This is a genomic window from Stenotrophomonas panacihumi (genome assembly GCF_001431645.1).
Lineage (GTDB): Bacteria > Pseudomonadota > Gammaproteobacteria > Xanthomonadales > Xanthomonadaceae > Stenotrophomonas_A > Stenotrophomonas_A panacihumi.
Window position 1 is genome coordinate 1 of the sequence record NZ_LLXU01000051.1, and the last position, 19,380, is coordinate 19,380.

Sequence of the window (19,380 nt, forward strand, 5' to 3'; positions counted from 1 at the left end):
CCTGGGGCATGCGGCCGCAAGCCGGGTCTCCGCTGGTGCAGCAGCGCATCACCGACGGCATCGACGCGCGCCTGCAGGCGCTCGGCTGGCGGCAGGCGCCGGACGGGCAGGTCACGCTGGCCGCCCACATCATCACCCAGCAGCGGCAGACCCTCGATACGTTCTATACCGGCACCGGCATGGGCGGCTGGGGGTGGCGCGGTGGTTGGGGCGGCGGCATGGGCATGGGGACCGCGCAGACCACGGTGCGCACCTACGATGTCGGCACGCTGGTGGTGGACATGTTCGACACCTCCACCCAGCAGGCCATCTGGCGTGGCACGGCCAGTGGCACGGTGCCCAGTTCGCCTGAAAGGGTGAACGCCGCCGTCGAGGCCGGGTTGACCAAGATGTTCACCGGCTTCCCACCGGGTCCGGCGCCGGCCAAGTGAGCTTCGGCAACGCTGCCAGGCACTGCCCGTCGCGCGACCGTGGTCGCCGCGGGCGTTGCTTGGCGCGATGCCTGCTTGGGCTGGCCGCGTGGCCGCTGCTGGCGGGCGCGCAGGCATCCGATGCCGCGCCGGCCAAACCCGGCTTCTGGCAGCTGATGCACGACCCGCAGGACGGCAAGCTGGACATGTCCGAATGGCTGCTCAACCACCGCGGCGTGCTGCCGGTGCCGATCGTCATCACCGAGCCGGCCCTCGGCTACGGCGGTGGCGTGGCGTTGATGTTCTTCCATCGCCCCGAAGGCAGCGCCGCCACGCGTACCACCGCCAGCGGCCAGACCCGCTTCATCTCGCCCAACATCTACGGCGTGATGGGCATGAAGACGGAGAACGGCAGCAACGCGTATGGCGGCGGCGCCATGCTGCATTTCGACGAAGACCGCTGGCGCTACAAGGGCGGCGTGGCCAAGGCCTCGTTCAACCTCGACTTCTACACGCAGGGCCGCTTCTTCCCGGTGCAGGAGATCGGCTACAACGTCGACGGCCTGGCTTCGTTCCAGCAGGTGGCGCGGCGCATCGGCGACGACGATTTCTATGTCGGCCTGACCTGGATCTACATGGACCTCGACGTGTCCTTCGATACCGCGTCCGACAGCCAGTTCTTCGAAGACAAGGAGCTGGCGCAGAAGAGCTCCGGCCTGGGCCTGATGCTCGAATACGACACGCGCGACAACCCGTTCACCCCGTCCAGCGGCTGGACCGCCGCGCTGGACGCCAATTTCTACCGCGAAGGCTTCGGCGGCGAAGTCGATTTCGACAGCTATCGCGCGCACACGTTCGCGTACTGGCCGATGTTCGACAAACGGCTGGTGGTGGGTGGTCGCCTGGACCTGCGCGCCGTCGGTGGCGATGTGCCGTTCTACCGCCTGCCCTACGTGGACATGCGCGGCATCGCCGCCGGCCGCTACCAGGATCGTCGCGCGGCCATGGTGGAAACCGAGCTGCGTTGGAACCTCACCCCGCGCTGGGCGTTGATCGGCTTCGTCGGCGCCGGGCGCGCGTGGGGCCGCAAGGACGACTTCGGCGACGCCACCACCGCCGTGGCCAAGGGCGGCGGCTTCCGCTACCTGCTGGCCCGCAAGCTGGGCCTGTACGGCGGCCTCGACTACGCGTGGGGGCCGGACGACCACACGTTCTACATCCAGATGGGCAGTGCCTGGCGATAACTCCCCCGGAGATTGGCGATGCGCACGCGGTCGGCGACTGCATTCCCCTGGCATTGGCTCGGGCTCCTGCCGTGCGTGGCTTTGCCTGCGTTCGCGCAGCCGTCCACGCCTGGGCCGCCGCCGGAAACCTTCCCCGGCCTGGATGGCCACCAGTGCGGCGAGCGCGCGCCCGGCGACACGCGGCCGCGCATCGGCCTGGCGCTGGGCGGTGGGGGCGCGCGCGGCATTGCGCACGTGCGCGTGCTCAAGAAGCTGGAGGAGCTGCACATCCCGGTGGACTGCATCGCCGGCACCAGCGCCGGCGCGCTGGTCGGCGCGCTGTATGCGGCCGGACGCAGCCCGCAGCAGATCGAGGACGTGGTGCTTTCCACCGACTGGAAGGCCACGTTCTCCGATACGCTGCCGCGCCGCGACCGCACGCTGCGCCGCAAGAGCGACGACTACACGCGGCTGGCGCCCATCGGCGTGGGCTTCGGCGGCGACAGTGGCGGCGTGCGCCTGGCCGCCGGTATCAGCCAGGGGCAGCGGCTGATCGCCGTGTTCGAGAACGCTACCGGTGGCGGCCGCGTGGCCGGCGATTTCAACCGCCTGCCGATTCCGTTCCGCGCCGTGGCCACCGACATCAACACCGGACAGGCGGTCGCGATCGGTCAAGGCAGCCTGGCGATGGCGATGCGCGCGAGCATGTCGCTGCCGGGCATCATGCATCCGGTGAACCTGGACGACCGCGTGCTGCTCGACGGCGGCATCGCCAACCAGATCCCCATCGACGTGGTGCGCGCGATGGGCGCCGAGCGGATCATCGCCGTCGATGTCGGCACGCCGCTGCGCGTGCTCGGCAGCGATGCCAGCGTGCTCGACGTGGTGGACCAGATGAGCGGCTTCCTCACCGTCGGCAGCGCGCAGCGCCAGCTTGCCACGCTCGGCCCGCAGGACATGGTCATCCGGCCGGACCTCACCGGCCGCGTGGCCACCGGCGAGTTCGACAAGGCCGCGCTGGCGCTGGAGATCGGCCAGGTCGCGGCCGACGCGGCCGCGCCGCAGCTGCGCCGCTACAGCGTCGACGAAGCGACGTACGCCGCGTTCCAGCAGCACCAGCGCACGCATCTGCCGCCCGCGCCGACCGTGGAATTCGTGCGCCTGGTCAACGACACCGGCTATTCGGACGAAGTGCTGATGGGCTACCTGCCGCTGAAGGTCGGCGAGCCGCTGGATGCGAAGGCGCTGCAGCAGGGCATCCTGCACGCCTATGGAATGGGCACGATGTCGAGCATCACCTACGACGTCGTGCGCGAGGACGAACGCACCGGCGTGGTGGTCACCGCGCATCCCAAGCCCAATGGTCCGGCGTACTTCGAGGCCGGCATGACCCTCAGCAACGACCTGGAAGGCGACCACGAGGCCAACCTGCGCGCGGGCCTGCGCTTCTCGCCGATCTCGCCGAACGGGGCGGAGGCGCGCGTCACCCTGCAGATCGGCAGCGAACCGGGCCTCACCGGGGAGTACTACGCGCCACTGGATCCGGCCAACCGCTATGCCTTCAATGCCGTGGGCGGCTTCCAGACCAGCAGCTTCAATATCTTCGACGACGCCGGCTACCGCATCGAGCGTGACCGCGTTCAACGCTACGGCGCCGCGGTGGGCATCGCGCGCAACTTCGGCGAGGTGGCCAGCCTGGGCATCGGCGTGGAGCGCTATGCCGGCGATGCGCGCGCGGTCATCGGCACGCCGCCGCAGGACAAGCGCTACTTCCAGCAGGGCGCGCTGACCGCGCAACTCAACTGGGATGACATCGACAGCGTGTTCTTCCCGCGCGACGGCACCCTCGGCCGGCTGGGCGTGCGCAGCTCGCAGGGCTGGCTCGGCGCCGACGAGGATTTCGACCAGCTGGACTTCGATCTTGTCGGCGCGCGCAGTTTCGGCCGGCATGCGGTGCAGCTGGGCCTGCGCTACCACGCCACCATCTCCGGCCAGGCGCCGCCGGAAAGCCTGTACCGCCTCGGCGGGCGCTGGCGGCTGGCGGGCTTCCAGCACAACGAACTCACCGGGCAGGACTACGCGCTGGGCTTCGCCGGCTATACCTACGAGCTGGGCCGCGTGCTCGGGCGCTCCGCGCAGGTGGGCGGCACGCTCGAGTATGGCAATGCCTGGCAGAAGCGCAGCGACATGAGCCTGGCCGATGGCATCGTCAACGGCAGCCTCTTCATCGGCTTCGATTCGTGGATCGGCCCGCTGATCTTCGGCATGGGCCTGCGCGAAGGCGGCGACCGGGTGGTGTTCATCGAGTTGGGACAATCGCTGTAGGCGCTCGTGCACGCAGGCGCTGCACCCGATGGGCTAAGGTGCCCGCGGGGCTTGAACCGGACAGGGCATGGAGTCGCAACAGATCGTTTTCCTCGTCATCCTCGCGGTGACGCTGGTGTTGTTCATCAGCGGGCGGCTACGCGTGGACCTGGTCGCCCTGCTGGCGACGCTGGCGCTCACGCTGGCCGGCATCCTCAAGCCGGCGCAGGCGCTGTCGGGCTTCGCCAGCGAACCGGCGATCATCGTGGCGGCGGTGTTCGTGCTCTCGGCGGGGCTGTCGGCCACCGGCATCACCGACCGCATCGGCGCGGCGATCGGCCGCGCGGCCGGCGGGCGCGAATGGCGGGCCATCGCCGTCACCATGCCGGCCACCGCGGCGATGGCGGCGTTCTCCCACCACCTGATGATCACCGCGATGATGCTGCCGGTGATGATGCGCCTGGCGCGCGAGCAACAGCTGGCGGCCTCGCGGTTGCTGATGCCGATGTCGCTGGCCGCCTCGCTGGGCACCACGCTCACGCTGATCAGCGCGCCGGCGTTCCTGCTGGCCAACGACCTGCTGTCGCGCGCGGGCCAGCCGCGCCTGGACCTGTTCGCCATCACCCCGATCGGCATCGTGCTGGTGCTGGTGGGCATGCTCTACATGCTCGCCGGACGCTGGCTGCTGCCCAAGCGCCAGGGCGAAGAGGACAGCGGCGACTACCTGCGCCTGGAGCGCTATTACACGGAATTGCTGGTGGAGGAGGATTCGCCGTGGGCCGGCCGCACGCTTGGCGAGTTCGAGGAGGCCTTCAGCGAGCGCCTGCAGGTCGCCGACTGGCTGCGCCACGGCCTGCGCCGCCGCCGCAACGATACCGGCGGCTTCCTGCGCGCCGGCGACGTGCTGCTGGTGCGCGCCTCGCCGGATGAAATCGCCTCGGTGCGCGACGAGCCGGGCCTGACCCTGCACGCGGTGGCCAAGTACGGCGAGAAGCCGGCCGATGGCCATGCGCCCGAGTCCTTCGGCGAGGAGCAGCTGGTGCAGGCGGTGGTGGCGCCGCATTCGGAGTTCGTCGGCCGCAGCGTGTCGGGCATCGATTTCCTGCACAACCTCGGCGTGGTGGTGGTCGGCCTGTGGCGCAAGCAGGGCTGGCTGCACGGCGAGCTGTCCGAGGTGCGCCTGGAGGAGGGCGACCTGCTGGTGCTGTGGGGCAGCCAGCACAAGTTCCAGCAGCTTTCCGACCACCGCGGCTTCCTGATGCTGATGCCGTTCGACGCCCAGCGCAGCCGCCGCCGGCGATGGCCGGTGGCGCTGGGCATCATGCTGGCCTCGGTGGTGGCCGCGGCCACCGAATGGCTGCCGCCGCAGATCGCCTTCCTGGCCGGCGCGGTGGCAATGGTGCTCTCGCGCTGCGTCACCCTCGAACGTGCCTACGAGGAGATCGACGTGCGCATCTACGTGATGATCGCCGGCGTAATCCCGCTGGGCATCGCCATGGACCAGACCGGCACCGCGCAGCGCCTGGCCGACCTGCTGCTGGCGCATGTGGACGGCCTCTCGCCCCTCACCCTGCTGCTGGTGATGTTCAGCGCCGCCGCGCTGCTCACCCAGATCCTCTCGGACGCGGCGACCACCGTGCTGCTCACCCCGATTGCCCTGGCGGTGGCCGAGGGCCTGCACCTGCCGCCGGTGCCGTTCGTGATCTGCACCGCGATGGGGGCGGTGGCCTCCTTCCTCACGCCCATCGGCCACCACGGCAACCTGTTGATCCTCAACCCGGGCCAGTACCGCTTCGCCGATTTCCTCAAGGTGGGGGTGCCGCTGACCGCGCTGATCGGGCTGGCGGCGGCCTGGACCGCCCGCTGGCTCTGGCTGGGCGGCCCGCTGTGGCCATTCGTCCATTGACCCGGGCGGACCCGCAGGTGCCTATTCACGTTGGGCCCCCGTTGGGCAAAACCGGCGTAGTCTGCCGCCCGGGGAAGCCGCCTGAACGGGGAGGGCACGGGCTCCCCCATGGTGATGACCTAACATGGGCGGCGATGACCGTCGCGGCCGAGGAGTGCTTGTGTTCGTAGTTGGGAAAGCGATGCGTGGCGTCCAGCGGACGCGCCGCGCCGGCAGCGCCGTGCAAATCCAGCCGGTGCGGGGCGCCGTCGTCTGACATGAGCGCCACCGTGATCGAAGCCGTCGCCCCCGTGCGCGACGCCGGCCTGGCCGTGCTGCCCGCCGAATCCCCGCTGGAGATGCCCGAGCAATCCCTGCGCGCCGGCCACCTGCAGGTGCCGCGCCAGCGCACCTCGCCGCTGGGCATCGGCCTGCGCCGCTTCTACCTGATCGGCGGCACCGCCGCGATGACGCTGGGCGCCACCTGGATGATGGCCTCGGTGATGTGGGCCGACGGCATCAGCGTGTTGGAGGCCTGCCTGCTGGTGCTGTTCGTGCTGCTGTTCGCCTGGGTCGCCATGTCCTTCGCCAGCGCCGTGGCCGGCTTCATCAGCGTGGTGTTCGGGCGCGGCCGCAAGCTGGGCATCGACCCCGACGCGCCGCTGCCCACCCTGCACAGCCGTACCGCGCTGCTGATGCCCACCTACAACGAAGACCCGCGGCGCCTGCTCGCCGGCCTGCAGGCGATCTACGAATCGGTCGCCGCCACCGGCCAGCTGGACCGCTTCGACTTCTTCATCCTCAGCGACACCACCCGCCCGGCCATCGGCCTGGCCGAGGAGCGCGAGTACGCGGCGCTGTGCGAACGCACCGGCGGCGCCGGGCGCATCTTCTACCGCCGCCGCGCCGACAACGCCGGGCGCAAGGCCGGCAACATCGCCGACTGGGTGCAGCGCTTCGGCGGCGACTACCCGCAGATGCTCATCCTCGACGCCGACAGCCTGATGGCCGGCGACACCATCGTGCGCCTGGTCGCCGGCATGGAGCTCAACCCGGACGTCGGCCTGATCCAGAGCCTGCCGGCGGTGGTGAACGGCCATACGCTGTTCGCGCGCATGCAGCAGTTCGGCGGCCGCGTGTACGGCCCGATCATCGCCTACGGCGTGGCCTGGTGGCATGGCGCCGAGAGCAACTACTGGGGCCACAACGCGGTGATCCGCACCCGCGCGTTCGCCGCGCACGCCGGGCTGCCGGCGCTGCCGGGGCGCAAGCCGTTCGGCGGCCACGTGCTGAGCCACGATTTCGTCGAGGCCGCGCTGATGCGCCGGGCCGGCTGGGCCACCCACATGGTGCCGTACCTGCAGGGCAGCTACGAGGAAGGCCCGCCGACGCTGACCGACCTGCTGATCCGCGACCGCCGCTGGTGCCAGGGCAACCTGCAGCACGCCAAGGTGGTCACCGCCCGCGGCCTGCACTGGGTCAGCCGGATGCACATGATGATCGGCATCGGCCATTACTTCACCGCGCCGATGTGGGCGATGCTGATGCTGATCGGCATCGGCATCCCGCTGGCCGGCAACGGCATCGACCTCGCCGCCGAGATTCCGTTCTCCCCGGCGCGCTACTGGCATGCGCAGGGCGACAACGGCGTGCTGTGGGTGTTCGCGCTCACCATGGGCGTGCTGCTGGCGCCGAAGGTGCTCGGCTACCTGGCGCTGCTGTTCAACCCGGTCGAACGGCGCGGCTGCGGCGGTGCGCTGCGCGCGCTGCTCAGCATCCTGCTGGAAACCGTGCTGGCCGCGCTGATGGCCCCGGTGGTGATGTACCTGCAGTCGCGCGGCGTGGCCGAGGTGCTGGCCGGCAAGGATTCGGGCTGGGACGCGCAGCAGCGCGACGACGGCAAGATTTCCTGGATCGCGCTGATCAAGGGTTACGGCGGCCTGAGCCTGTTCGGCCTGCTGGCCGGCGTGATGGCCTACATGGTCTCGCCGTCGCTGGCGGCGTGGATGGCGCCGGTGGTGATCGGCATGGTGCTGGCGATCCCGGTGGTCGCGCTGACCTCGCTGCGCCGTGCCGGCGAAGGACTGCAGCGCCTGGGCATCTTCGCCATTCCCGAAGAGATCGCCCCGCCCGCGGTGATGGTGCGCGCGGCCGAACTGCGCCGCGCCGCCGCGCAGGCCGCCGCGGCCGAGTAAGCCGCGCCGGCGGGCAGGCATAATGCGGCTTTCGCACGAGGGAAGCCGCACGATGTCCGACACGCTGGATGCACTGGAGCTCGAAACCCGGCCCTCGCCGCAGTGGAGCGTGATCTGGCTGCACGGCCTGGGTGCCGATGGCCACGACTTCGCGCCCATCGTGCCGGAGCTGGTGCGCCCGCATTGGCCGGCGCTGCGCTTCGTGTTCCCGCATGCACCGGTGCGCGCGATCACCATCAACAACGGCGTGCGCATGCGCGGCTGGTACGACATCGCCAGCTTCGACTTCGCCGATCGCGCAGATCGCACCGGCGTGCTCGAATCGGTGGCGCAGGTCGAAGCACTGATCGAACGCGAACAGGCCCGCGGCATTCCGCCCGAGCGCATCCTGCTGGCAGGCTTCTCGCAGGGCGGCGCCATCACGCTGGCTGCCGGCCTGCGCCGGCAGGTGCCGCTGGCCGGGCTGATCGGCCTGTCCACCTATCTGCCGGACATGGCGCACGCCGCCGACCACCTCGTCGCCGGTGCCCAGCGCCAGCCGCTGTTCATGGCCCACGGCCAAGGCGACCCGGTGATCCCCATCGTGCACGCCCAGCAGAGCGCGCAGGCGTTGCAGTCGCTGGGCTTCGACATCGAGTGGCACGCCTACCCGATGGCCCACCAGGTCTGCGCCGAGGAAATCGACGCGCTCGCCGCGTGGCTGGACCGCCGCTTCGCCGCCGCGGCCTGACGCCGACGTGAGCGATCCCCGCGCCGCGCAGCCGTGGATGCCCGAACTGTGCCGGCTGCCGCGCGTGGGCGCGATGGTCGGCCTGGCCGAGCTGGTGGTGGTGATCGTGATGCTGGTGCCCGATGCCTCCACGCCGGTGACGCCGGGGCGTTTCCTGTCCGCCTCCGGCCTGGCGCTGTGGCTGGCCCTGGGTGTCACCGCGCTGCTGTGCGTGCTGCGCGAGCCGCTGGCGCGCTTCCAGCCGCGAGAGGGCGCGTGGCTGGCGCTGCTGCTGGCGTGGCTGGCGGCGTTGATCGGCAGCGGCGTGGTGCATGCGCTGTATGCGGCCACCAACAGCGGGCCGCTGGGGCAGGGCATCGGCTTCTGGCGCTTCAGCCTCGGCTGCGCCACCACGGTGGCGCTGATCTGCGCGCTGGCCTTGCGCTATTTCTATGTCAGCGACCGCTGGGCCGCGCAGACCCAGGCCAATGCCCGCGCCGAGGCCGACGCGCTGCAGGCGCGCATCCGCCCGCACTTCCTGTTCAACAGCATGAACCTCATCGCCAGCCTGCTGCGCCGCGACCCGCTGGTCGCCGAGCAGGCGGTGCTGGACCTCTCGGACCTGTTCCGCGCCGCGCTCGGCGCCGGCGAGGGCGATTCCACCCTGCGCAACGAATGCGAGCTGGCCGAGCGCTACCTGTCCATCGAGACGCTGCGCCTGGGCGAGCGGCTGGCGGTGCAGTGGGAACGCGGGGAAGACCTGCCGTGGGCGCTGCCGATGCCGCGCCTGGTGCTGCAGCCCCTGGTGGAGAACGCCGTGCTGCATGGCATCTCGCGGCTGCCGGCGGGCGGGGTGATCACCCTGTCGCTGCAACGCGAGGGCCCCTTGCTGCGCATCCGCATCCTCAACCCCGCGCCGGACCCGGCGGCGGCCGTGGACCCCCTCGGGCGCGGCGCCGGCCATGCCCAGGCCAGCATCGCCCACCGCCTGGCCTACCGCTTCGGCCCGGGCGCGCGGATGACGGCCGGCTGGAGCGGAGGCTACTATGCCTGCGAGATCGCCCTGCCACTGAGCTAGCCGGGCGGGGGAAACGGGGAAGTTGCTGCATGTGCATGGGGTCACCGGCCGGGGAGCGGCTGCCGTGAAAGTGTTGATCGCCGACGACGAGCCGCTGGCGCGCGAACGCCTGCGCTCGCTGCTGGCCGCCCACGCCCGCGTGGAGCTGGTGGGCGAGGCCGAGAACGGCGAGCAGGCCCTGCAGCTGGCGGCCGCCCGCCAGCCGGACGTGGTGCTGCTGGACATCTCCATGCCCGGCGTCGATGGCCTGGAGGCCGCGCGCCACCTGCGCGATTTCGCCCCGCGTCCGGCGGTGGTGTTCTGCACCGCCTACGACCAGCACGCGCTGTCCGCCTTCGATGCGGCCGCCATCGATTACCTGATGAAGCCGGTGCGCCCGGAGCGCCTGGCCGCCGCGCTGGAACGCGCGGCTACCTTCATCGCCGGCCGCGTGCCGGCGCCGCCGGTCGAAGAGCCCACCCGCCAGCGCACCCACCTGTGCGCGCGGCTGCGCGGCAGCCTGCGGCTGATCCCGGTCGAGGAGATCCACTACCTGCAGGCCGAGGAGAAGTACGTCATCGTCCACCACGCGCGTGGCGAGGACCTGATCGAGGAATCGCTCAAGTCGCTGGAGGAGGAGTTCGCCGAGCGGCTGGTGCGCATCCATCGCAACTGCCTGGTCGCGCGCGGCCAGCTGGCCGAATTGCGCCGCAGCGGCGACGGCCAGGTGCACGCGGTGCTGCGCGACGTCGCCCAGCCGCTGGAAGTGAGCCGGCGCTGCGTGGCCAACCTGCGCGGCGAACTGCGCCAGGGCGGTTGATCGCGCGCAATACGCGCACCGCCGCGGCGGGCGATAATCCGCGCATGAAGACCCTGCGCATCGCCACCCGCAAGAGCCCGCTCGCCCTGTGGCAGAGCGAACACGTCGCCGCCCGGCTGCAGCAGTGCCACCGCCACCTGGAAGTCCTGCTGGTGCCGCTGAGCACCAAGGGCGATGAAGTGCTGGACCGCTCGCTGGCCGCCATCGGCGGCAAGGGCCTGTTCCTGAAGGAACTGGAGCTGGCGATGCTGCGCGGCGAGGCCGATTGCGCGGTGCATTCGATGAAGGACGTGCCGATGGACCTGGACGCGCCGTTCGTGCTGCCCGCCGTGCTGGAGCGTGCCGACCCGGCCGATGCGCTGGTCGGCCGCTACGCCTCGCTGGCGAACCTGCCGCATGGCGCGCGCGTGGGCACTTCCTCGTTGCGCCGCCAGGCCCAGTTGCGCGCGCTGCGCCCGGATCTGGAACTGCGCGACCTGCGCGGCAACGTCAACACGCGCCTGGCCAAGCTCGATGCCGGCGAATACGACGCCATCGTGCTGGCCTGTGCCGGCCTGCAGCGGCTGGGCCTGGGCGATCGCATCGCCGGGCGCCTGGATGCGCCGCAGTGGTTGCCGGCCCCGGCGCAGGGCGCCATCGCGGTGGAATGTCGCGGCGACGATCCGCAGGTGATGGCGCTGCTCGAAGCGCTGGACCATGGCGCCACGCGCGAATGCGTGGAGGCCGAGCGGGCGATGAATCGCGCGTTGCACGGCAGCTGCCATGTGCCGGTGGCCGCGTATACCACGCATCGTGGTGACGCGCTGGAGCTGCAGGGGTTGGTGGGCGACGCCGGCGACGGGCGGCTGGTGCGCGCGCAGGCCAGCGGTGCGGTGGCTGACCGCGAGGCGCTCGGGCGCGAGGTGGCGCGGCAGTTGATGGCGGCCGGCGGCGACGTGCTGCTGGGGCCGTATGCGCGCGAGGCGGGCTGACGCGGGATCCCGGGGATCCCGCGTCACGGCTCAGGCCGCGCTTACTTGAAGGTGTAGACCAGGTTCACCGTGGTCAGCGTGTCGGTCTTCTTGCTGTCGTCGCTGACGTCGCTGTTGTGGCGCATCTGCCACGCCGCCTTCAGCGCGAAACGCTGGTTCATCGCCACCTGCACGCCGAAATCGTTCTGCGCGTAGGTGTTGTAGCTGCCCGATTCGATCAGCAGCGTGTTCACCAGGTCGGTGGTCGGGGTGATGGTGTACTTCAGGTCGAACAGGCCGCGGCCGATCAGGCCGGTCTCCTCGCGATCCTCCACCGCATCGTGCGCGCGGCGCACGCCGGGGCCGATCTGCGCGTCGAGGTAGAAGTTCTGCCAGTCCAGCAGGCGCGTGCCGTAGCCGATGCCGAAGGTCGCCAGGCGATCGTAGGTGGCGAAGTCGTCGGTTTCGTAACGGCCGGTGGCGGTGAGCTGGCGATGCTCGCCGAGCTGCAGCGCGCTGCCGGCCGCGGCGGTGTAGCGCTCGGCGGTGGTCTGGCGCTCGCGCGTGGTGGTGCCGTCGTCGGCGGTGTTGGTGTATTCGGCGCTGGAACGCATGCCGAACAGGTCCAGCGAGTGGATCCAGTCGCCGTCGGTGTAGCGGCCCTTCAGGCGGCCGTTGAAGCTCTCGGTGGAGCTGTTGCCGTGGGCGGAAGCGAAGCCCAGTTCACCGCTGGAACCGCTCCAGGGCGAGGGGATCACCGCCAGCGCGGGATCGGTGGGGCCATTGGATACGGCTGGGGTAACAGTCTGCGCGAAGGCGGCGCTGGAACAGGAAAGCAGGACGGAAGCAGTCAGCAGGACACGGCGGGACATGGTCGACTCTCGATCAGGCGGCCAGCAGGCACACGGTGGGGAAAACGCTTTCATGATAACGGAAGCCTTCACGCGGCCGGGGCTGCCCGGCCGCCGCGCTTCATGCCCCGTTGCGTCCCGCGCCGACATTTTCGCCACGCTCGCGCGCATCCAGGGCGATCACCACGCCCATCGCCAGCACCGCCAACACCCATACCGGCTTCTGCAGGCCCGGCTTGATCGCCAGCACGGCCACCAGCAGCAGCGGCACCACCAGCAAGGCCAGCAGCAGCGACCAGCGCGGCCAGCGCGCCGGCAGCGGCAGCAGCGCATCGCGCCCTTCGCCCAGCCAGGTGGCCAGCAGCAGCGCGGCAGAAATGGCGCCGAGCAGCACCAGCGACGGCACGCCGCCGGCGGCCATCTGCCCCGGCCACAGCCACGCCATGAAGGCGAAGAACAGCACCGCGCCGGAGAGCAGCGCCAGCGCGCACTGCGCCGGCAGCAGCCACTGCGAGCGCGGTTGTTCCAGGGCGAGGGTGGCCATGCAGATCGCCGCCAGCGCGCCCATGCAGGCGATGGCGCCGGCGATGGCGATCAGGCCCGGCGAGTACGCGGGCAAGTGCAGCAGCACGATCAGCGCCAGGTCACCCACCAGCGCCACGCCGAGGGCGGCCAGCGCGCGCGGGCGCCAGATGCGCTGGTCGGCGTGGGCGGTCTTCGGCCACAGCGGCGCCAGCAGCAGCGCCGAGAGCACGAAGCCCATGCCCAGGCTGCGGTCCTGCAGCGGGCGCAGGCTCAGGAAGGCATCGCCGCGGCCCTGCAGCAGCGCGGTGCTCACGCAGGCCCAGACGAGCATGCCCAGGCCGAGCAGGCCGAGCGTGCGCGTCAACAGGACGGGCCAGCCGGCGGGAAGCGACTTCAGCACGGGCACACCTCCGCGCAGGCGAACGGGTATCCCCCAAGCGGCCACGGCCGCGGAATTCGATGGAACACGGCATCTCCCCGATGCATCTGGTTGTAGCGGATCCCCGAGCGGATTCTGCCATCCCGCCGCCGCGCGCGGCGCGCCGCCCGTCGCACGACGCGACCGCCGGTTCAGGGCGCGTCGATGCGCAGGGCCGGGTCGTCGAAGCGGCTGTAGTCGATCTGCAGGCGGTAATCGGCGCCGCCGGCATCGCGGCCGCTTTGTTCGATGCGGCGCGGGCGGCCGTCGGCGTCGATCCACAGCCGCATCGCCGGGCGTGCCGGGTCCGGGTGGATCACGCGATACAGGTGGGTGGGCTGGCCATCGAGCGGATCGGCGCCAAGATCCTCCACCCGCAGCGCTTCGCCGGCCTGCAGCTGCAACGGATCGCGCCACTGCGCCAGCAGGCCCGCCGGCAGCGGCACGCGCTCGCTGCGCCCTTCGGCCTGCAGGTAAAGCGTGTCGCCGATCACGACCTGCGTGCCCATCGGCAGCTGCAGGCGGTAGCGATCCGGTGCGACGTATTCGAGCCGGCTGTCCTGCGAGCGCGTGCCTTCCAGCTGCATCCGCGCCTCGAAGGCGCGCGCCGCGCGGAACCGCGCCATCGCCTCGAGCACCATCTGCGCCGGGGCGTGCGCCGTGCTGGCCGGGGCCTGCGGCACGGCCGGGGCCGCGGCCGGCGTGGCCTGCGGCGTGCGCGTGCAACCGGTCGCCAGCAGGGCGATGCCGAGCAGCACGGCGGGAGCGGGGCGGGGGAGACGGGTCATGGCCGGCACCGGGATGTGGGGGGCGTCACGATAGCCCACCCCGGCACGCGCGCGCTGTCACCCGCGAGTCGGACATAATCGGGGCATGGACCGCTATGAACGCATCAATGCCCTGCATCGCCTGCTCAAGGCGGCCCGCTATCCGGTGACGGTGGCGCGGCTGCAGGATGAGCTGGGTTGTTCCCGCGCCACCGTGTACCGCGACCTGGCGTTCCTGCGCGATGCGCTGATGGCGCCGGTGGAAGGCGACGGCGAGGCGGGCTTCCGCTACCTGGCCGGGGAGAGCGACCGCTTCGAACTGCCGGGCCTGTGGCTCAGCTCCGAAGAACTGCATGCCCTGCTGGCGTCGCAGCAGCTGCTCGCGCGGACCGGCGGCGGCGTGCTGTCCTCGGTGCTGGCGCCGCTGCAGCAGCGCATCGAAGGCCTGCTGGCCGCGCAGGCGGGTGTCTCGCAGTGGCCGGTGGACCGCGTGCGGGTCATCCCGCACCGCGGCCGCAAGCTGGACGAAGCCAGCTTCCGCAGCGTCGCCTCGGCGGTGCTGGAGCGCAAGCAGCTGAGCTTCGAATACCGCGCCCGCTCCACCGACGAGGCCACGCGCCGCACCGTCTCGCCGCAGCGCATCACCCACTACCGCGACAACTGGTACCTCGATGCCTGGGACCATGGCCGCGAAGGCGTGCGCAGCTTCGCGGTCGACCGCATCAATCATGCGCGCGTGCTCGACGAGCCGGCGCGCGACGTGCCCGACAGCGACCTGGACGACCAGCTCGCCGCCTCCTATGGCATCTTCTCCGGCGCGCCGAAGGGCTGGGCGACCATCGTCTTCAGCGCCAAGGCCGCGCGCTGGGTCGCCGACGAGCACTGGCATTCCAAGCAGCAGGGCCGTTTCCTGCCCGACGGGCGCTACGAGCTGAAGCTGCCGTACAGCGTCTCGCGCGAGCTGCTGATGGACGTGCTGCACTACGGCTCGGACGCGGAAATCATCGAGCCGAAATCGCTGCGCGAACAAGCCAAGGCGCTGCTCGCGCTGGCCCTGAGCAACTACGAGGATTGATCCGGCGCCCGCCCGGGGCGCCGACGCGGCGCCTCAGCGCTTGTTGGGGACTTCGAAGCCGAGCTTGTCCACCTGCTCGCGCTTCTGCGGCACGCGCTTGAGCTTGTCGGTGTACACGCCGTAGTCGTCGCGCAGCTTGGCCACCAGCGTGCGGTACTGCTCGTTGTCCATGTCCGGCGAGCGGGCGAAGATCCACGCCAGGTCGCGGCCCGGCCAGGAGATCAGCATCCAGGAGTAATCCGGCGCCACTTCCAGGATGCGCTGCCTGGTCGGGATGATCTTGTAGAACCACACGCGCCAGTCGTAGTTGCCGCTGTCCTCGTCCACCGAGGCGCGCGCGGTCTTCTCCTGCTCCGGCTCGTTGAAGCCTTCGCGGTAGACGTAGCGGATGCCCAGCGAATTGTTGTCGCGCAGCGTGTACTCGTCGCGGCTGGCGACGTGCCCGCGCTCGACCGGGTTGGGGATGCGCGCGATGACGTACCAGGTGCCGGCCAGGCGCGGCAGCTCCAGCGCCGGGCGTTCGGTGGATGGGGTTTCGCGCGCCGCGGCCGGGGCGGCCAGACCGATCAGGAACGCTAGGGCAAGGGTGGCGGTCAGGCGCATCGTGGCTCGTCTTGGCTTGGCTGGCCTGCACGGTAAACGGGCAGGGGCGAACTTCGCGTCAATGGTAGGTCGCAATCCGTGAGATGGCGATGGGGGAATTTGCGCTTCCCGACCGGATTGGAGAAAACCCATGCAGCGTCACGCTCCCTCGCCCTCGCATTCCCCCGATCCGCGCGTGCTGCGCGCCGTGCGGCAGGTCGCCCTGGCCGGGCTGGCGCTGGTACTGGTGTGGCCGGCCGCGCGCGGCTACAGCCAATGGCTGGGCTGGGGCCCGCTGTGGCTGCTGGGCATGCCGATGACCGCCTGGTGGGCGCTGTACCGCTTCCGCCTGCCGCGGTGGCGCGTGCGTCGCGTGCCGGGCGCGCGTGCGATGCGCCGCGGGCCGCAGGCGCGCCGGCGGACCGCCCCCCGCCGCGGCATCGCCGGCTTGCTGGCGCGGGCGGCCTGAGCGCACGCGCCTTCTGGCAGGGGAGCGGGCTGCGGGCCCTGTGCTAGGTTGGCGCGGTTATGTCCATCCTGGAGGATTGATGTCCAAGCTCGCCGTTGCCTGCCTCGTGGCGGGTCTCGCCACCGCCTCTCCCTTTATCGCGTCCGCCAAGGAGGCCGCCATGACCCCCGACCCGTACGCCTGGCTGGAAGACGTGGAAGGCGCCAAGCCGCTGGACTGGGTGAAGGCGCAGAACGCGAAGACCGAGGCACGGCTGGCCGGCACGCCGCAGTTCAAGCAGATGGAATCGAGCATCCGCGAGGTGCTGGACTCGGACGCGAAGATTCCCGGCGTGCAGAAGATCGGCGCGTTCTATTACAACTTCTGGAAGGACCGCCAGCACGAGCGCGGCGTGTGGCGCCGCACCACGCTGGCCGAATACCGCAAGCCGAACCCGCAGTGGGAGACGGTGCTGGACCTGGACGCGCTGAACCAGGCCGAGAACGCGCAGTGGGTGTGGCATGGCGCCGACTGCCTGCGCCCGGACTACACGCGCTGCCTGATCGCGCTGTCGCGCGGCGGCTCGGACGCCGACGTCACCCGCGAGTTCGACCTGGGCACCAAGCAGTTCGTCAAGGACGGTTTCTTCCGCCCGGAGGCCAAGGGCGCGCTGGGCTGGATCGACGCCGACACCGTCTACGTGTTCACCGATTTCGGCGAAGGCACGCAGACCAGCTCGGGCTATCCGCGCATCGTAAAGCGCTGGAAGCGTGGCACGCCGCTGGAACAGGCCGAGACGGTCTACGAAGGCAAGCCGGACGACATGTACATCGCCGCGATGCACGACGACACGCCGGGCTTCGCGCGTGATTTCGTCAGCCGCACGCTGGCCTTCTACAACGACGAGCTGTACCTGCGCGATGCCGCCGGCAAGCTCACCAGGATCGATGTGCCGAACTCGGCGAGCAAGAGCGTCAAGCGCGAGTGGCTCACGCTGGAGTTGCGTGAGCCGTGGACGGTGGGTGGCAAGACCTATGCCGCCGGTTCGCTGCTGGCGACGAAGTTCGACGATTTCATGGCGGGCAAGCGCGAGTTCGAGGTGCTGTTCGCCCCGACCGAGACCACCTCGCTGGCGGGCTTCTCCTGGACGCGCCACCACCTCGTGCTCAACGTGCTCGATGACGTCAAGAACCGTCTGAGCGTGTTGACGCCGGCGAATGGCCAGTGGAAGAAGAGCGAATTCGTCGGCGCGCCGGCCTTCGGCACGCTGGGCGTGGAAGCGGTGGACAGCGACGACAGCGATGCGGTGTGGCTGACCGCCACCGACTACCTCACCCCGACCACGCTCTCGCTGGTCGAACTGGGCCAGAAGCCGGAGACGCTGAAGACGATGCCGGCGTTCTTCGACGCCAGCCGCGACACCATCGAGCAGCACTTCGCCACCAGCCTGGACGGCACGCGCGTGCCGTACTTCCTGGTGCGCCCGAAGGACCTGGCGTTCAACGGCCAGGCGCCGACGCTGCTGTACGGCTACGGTGGTTTCGAGATCTCGATGACGCCGGGTTATTCCGGTGGCCTGGGCCGTGCGTGGCTGGAGAAGGGCGGCGTGTATGTCGTTGCCAACATCCGCGGCGGCGGCGAGTACGGTCCGCGCTGGCACCAGGCGGCGCTGAAGCAGAACCGTCACAAGGCATACGAGGACATGGCGGCGGTGGCGCAGGACCTGGTCACGCGCAAGATCACCTCGCCGCGGCACCTGGGCGTGCAGGGCGGCAGCAATGGCGGCCTGATGACGGGCAACATGCTGACCCAGTACCCGCAGCTGTTCGGCGCGGTGGTGGTGCAGGTGCCGCTGCTGGACATGAAGCGCTACAACCACCTGCTGGCGGGCGCCTCGTGGATGGCCGAGTACGGCAACCCGGACACGGACGACTGGAAGTTCATCCAGACGTTCTCGCCGTACCACCTGTTCGACGCGAAGAAGCAGTATCCGCCGGTCATCTTCCTGACCTCCACGCGCGATGACCGGGTGCACCCGGGCCATGCCCGCAAGATGGCGGCCAAGATGATCGACGCGAAGAAGGACGTGACCTACTACGAGAACATCGAAGGCGGCCACGGCGGCGCGGCGAACAATGCGCAGCAGGCGCACATGTCGGCGCTGGCGTACAGCTTCCTGTGGGAGCGGCTGGGCGGGCAGTGACCTGCTGATTCGCGCTGTTTGCAGACGGCCGGCATTCGCCGGCCGTTTTCATTGGAGAGTTCCATGCTGTTCCCGTTGCTTGCCTTGGCCGTCGCCGCCTGCCCGCCCGAACGCGCGCACTACACGTTGCGCGACGACCCGCGGGTCACCGCGCGCTTCCTGCCAGTGGCCGCTACCTCCGACTGGCCTTCGGGCCTGGCACTGCGGCTGCATTTCGCGGGCAGTGGGCGAGAGGTGGATTTCCTGCCGTTTGGCGGAGGGAGCGCCGCCCGCCAGCATCTGGCGTCGACCGGGCCGGTCACTTCGACGCAGTGGCAGTTGCCTTCGCCGGACGGTCCGCGTCCGCTGGGGGATGTGGAGTACATCGGCGCCGATGCGTCCTATCGCCTGCTGGATGAAATTCCACGGCGGGGTGGGGATGCGCCTGTGCACTTCCTGCTGCCCGATCTTCGCGAAGCACTTTGGTATCGGGAGGAGGCGGGTCGTCGGGAGGCTGCTGCGCGGCAGTTCTTCGATCTGACTGGGTGCGGGGAGTAGGTTCCGGCTTCGTGGCTTGCTTGAAGCGCGGCTGTTCGGGGTTCGTCGCGCGGCATCCGGGGGGCAGGCCATGTCGGGGGACGCCCGAAAGCGGCCATCCATGGCCTCGGGGCTCGGTCGGCGACATCCTGTCGCCTCACGCCCCCGACAGGGCCTGCCCCCCGAATGCCCCACAAATCCCCTCGACCGGCGACAAAGTCAAAAGCCACTCCGATTGGCGGGTCGTGGTTTTGACCTTCGTTCCGTTGTCGGGGATGTATGGGGTGGCCGGGCGACGCACCCAGGCAGCCGTAGCCGATCGAAACCAGCCAGCCCCAGATCGCGGAAAAATCACCGCACAGGAAGCGAACCCAACCCCCGCGCAATCCGCGCCACCGCCCCCTGCAACCCCGGCAACCCCTGCGTATAGGCGATCCCCCCA

17 protein-coding genes are annotated in these 19,380 nt (G+C 70.3%); 13 read left to right on the plus strand and 4 right to left on the minus strand.

Features of this window, described 5'->3' with window-relative positions; genetic code table 11:
• The 9 genes from ARC20_RS03055 to hemC all read left to right on the plus strand — a co-directional run.
• Positions 1 to 431 (plus strand): DUF4136 domain-containing protein (locus ARC20_RS03055; RefSeq protein WP_057644145.1); only part of this gene is annotated, 431 nt, incomplete at its 5' end.
• Positions 432 to 490: 59 nt separating this feature from the next.
• Positions 491 to 1,654, plus strand: coding sequence for a BamA/TamA family outer membrane protein (locus ARC20_RS03060; RefSeq protein WP_057644148.1), 1,164 nt, complete (start codon positions 491 to 493; stop codon positions 1,652 to 1,654).
• Between the two features lie 75 nt (positions 1,655 to 1,729).
• Positions 1,730 to 3,958, plus strand: a complete 2,229-nt coding sequence (locus tag ARC20_RS03065) for a patatin-like phospholipase family protein (protein ID WP_161809463.1) — start codon at positions 1,730 to 1,732, stop codon at positions 3,956 to 3,958.
• Positions 3,959 to 4,025: 67 nt separating this feature from the next.
• A complete protein-coding gene (locus ARC20_RS03070; protein ID WP_057644153.1) occupies positions 4,026 to 5,843 on the plus strand; it encodes an SLC13 family permease in 1,818 nt (605 codons plus the stop codon).
• Positions 5,844 to 6,100: 257 nt separating this feature from the next.
• The gene (mdoH, locus tag ARC20_RS03075) at positions 6,101 to 8,017 is read left to right on the plus strand and encodes a glucans biosynthesis glucosyltransferase MdoH (RefSeq protein WP_057644156.1); all 1,917 of its coding nucleotides are present in this window, start codon (positions 6,101 to 6,103) and stop codon (positions 8,015 to 8,017) included.
• 52 nt (positions 8,018 to 8,069) lie between these two features.
• Entirely contained in the window at positions 8,070 to 8,747 is a 678-nt protein-coding gene (locus tag ARC20_RS03080) for an alpha/beta hydrolase (protein ID WP_057644160.1), read from the plus strand.
• A 37-nt stretch (positions 8,748 to 8,784) separates the two neighbouring features.
• A complete protein-coding gene (locus tag ARC20_RS03085; protein ID WP_057644162.1) occupies positions 8,785 to 9,804 on the plus strand; it encodes a sensor histidine kinase in 1,020 nt (339 codons plus the stop codon).
• Positions 9,805 to 9,868: 64 nt separating this feature from the next.
• Complete coding sequence (locus ARC20_RS03090; RefSeq protein WP_057644165.1) at positions 9,869 to 10,603, plus strand: LytR/AlgR family response regulator transcription factor; 735 nt, start codon at positions 9,869 to 9,871, stop codon at positions 10,601 to 10,603.
• Positions 10,604 to 10,647: 44 nt separating this feature from the next.
• Entirely contained in the window at positions 10,648 to 11,574 is a 927-nt protein-coding gene (gene hemC, locus ARC20_RS03095) for a hydroxymethylbilane synthase (RefSeq protein WP_057644169.1), read from the plus strand.
• Positions 11,575 to 11,615: 41 nt separating this feature from the next.
• Here hemC and ARC20_RS03100 read toward each other — a convergent pair whose 3' ends face one another.
• From ARC20_RS03100 to ARC20_RS03110, 3 genes are all read right to left on the minus strand, one after another.
• Positions 11,616 to 12,425 (minus strand): DUF481 domain-containing protein, encoded by an 810-nt coding sequence (locus ARC20_RS03100; protein ID WP_057644171.1) that lies wholly within the window; start codon positions 12,423 to 12,425, stop codon positions 11,616 to 11,618.
• A gap of 100 nt (positions 12,426 to 12,525) precedes the next feature.
• Complete coding sequence (locus ARC20_RS03105) at positions 12,526 to 13,329, minus strand: hypothetical protein (protein ID WP_057644174.1); 804 nt, start codon at positions 13,327 to 13,329, stop codon at positions 12,526 to 12,528.
• Between the two features lie 170 nt (positions 13,330 to 13,499).
• Complete coding sequence (locus ARC20_RS03110) at positions 13,500 to 14,135, minus strand: hypothetical protein (protein ID WP_146165857.1); 636 nt, start codon at positions 14,133 to 14,135, stop codon at positions 13,500 to 13,502.
• A gap of 85 nt (positions 14,136 to 14,220) precedes the next feature.
• Between ARC20_RS03110 and ARC20_RS03115 the strand changes: the two genes are divergently transcribed.
• Positions 14,221 to 15,189, plus strand: coding sequence for a helix-turn-helix transcriptional regulator (locus ARC20_RS03115; protein WP_057644179.1), 969 nt, complete (start codon positions 14,221 to 14,223; stop codon positions 15,187 to 15,189).
• A gap of 33 nt (positions 15,190 to 15,222) precedes the next feature.
• Here ARC20_RS03115 and ARC20_RS03120 read toward each other — a convergent pair whose 3' ends face one another.
• On the minus strand, positions 15,223 to 15,792 hold the full coding sequence (locus ARC20_RS03120; RefSeq protein WP_057644182.1) for a lipocalin family protein: 570 nt from the start codon (positions 15,790 to 15,792) through the stop codon (positions 15,223 to 15,225).
• Positions 15,793 to 15,922: 130 nt separating this feature from the next.
• Between ARC20_RS03120 and ARC20_RS03125 the strand changes: the two genes are divergently transcribed.
• The 3 genes from ARC20_RS03125 to ARC20_RS03135 all read left to right on the plus strand — a co-directional run bounded on the left by ARC20_RS03125 (position 15,923) and on the right by ARC20_RS03135 (position 18,959).
• Positions 15,923 to 16,240, plus strand: a complete 318-nt coding sequence (locus ARC20_RS03125) for a hypothetical protein (protein ID WP_057644185.1) — start codon at positions 15,923 to 15,925, stop codon at positions 16,238 to 16,240.
• A gap of 79 nt (positions 16,241 to 16,319) precedes the next feature.
• Positions 16,320 to 18,422: a prolyl oligopeptidase family serine peptidase gene (locus ARC20_RS03130; protein WP_057644188.1), complete on the plus strand. Its 2,103-nt coding sequence runs from the start codon at positions 16,320 to 16,322 to the stop codon at positions 18,420 to 18,422.
• 63 nt (positions 18,423 to 18,485) lie between these two features.
• Positions 18,486 to 18,959, plus strand: a complete 474-nt coding sequence (locus ARC20_RS03135) for a hypothetical protein (protein ID WP_057644191.1) — start codon at positions 18,486 to 18,488, stop codon at positions 18,957 to 18,959.
• The last annotated feature ends 421 nt before the right edge of the window (positions 18,960 to 19,380 follow it).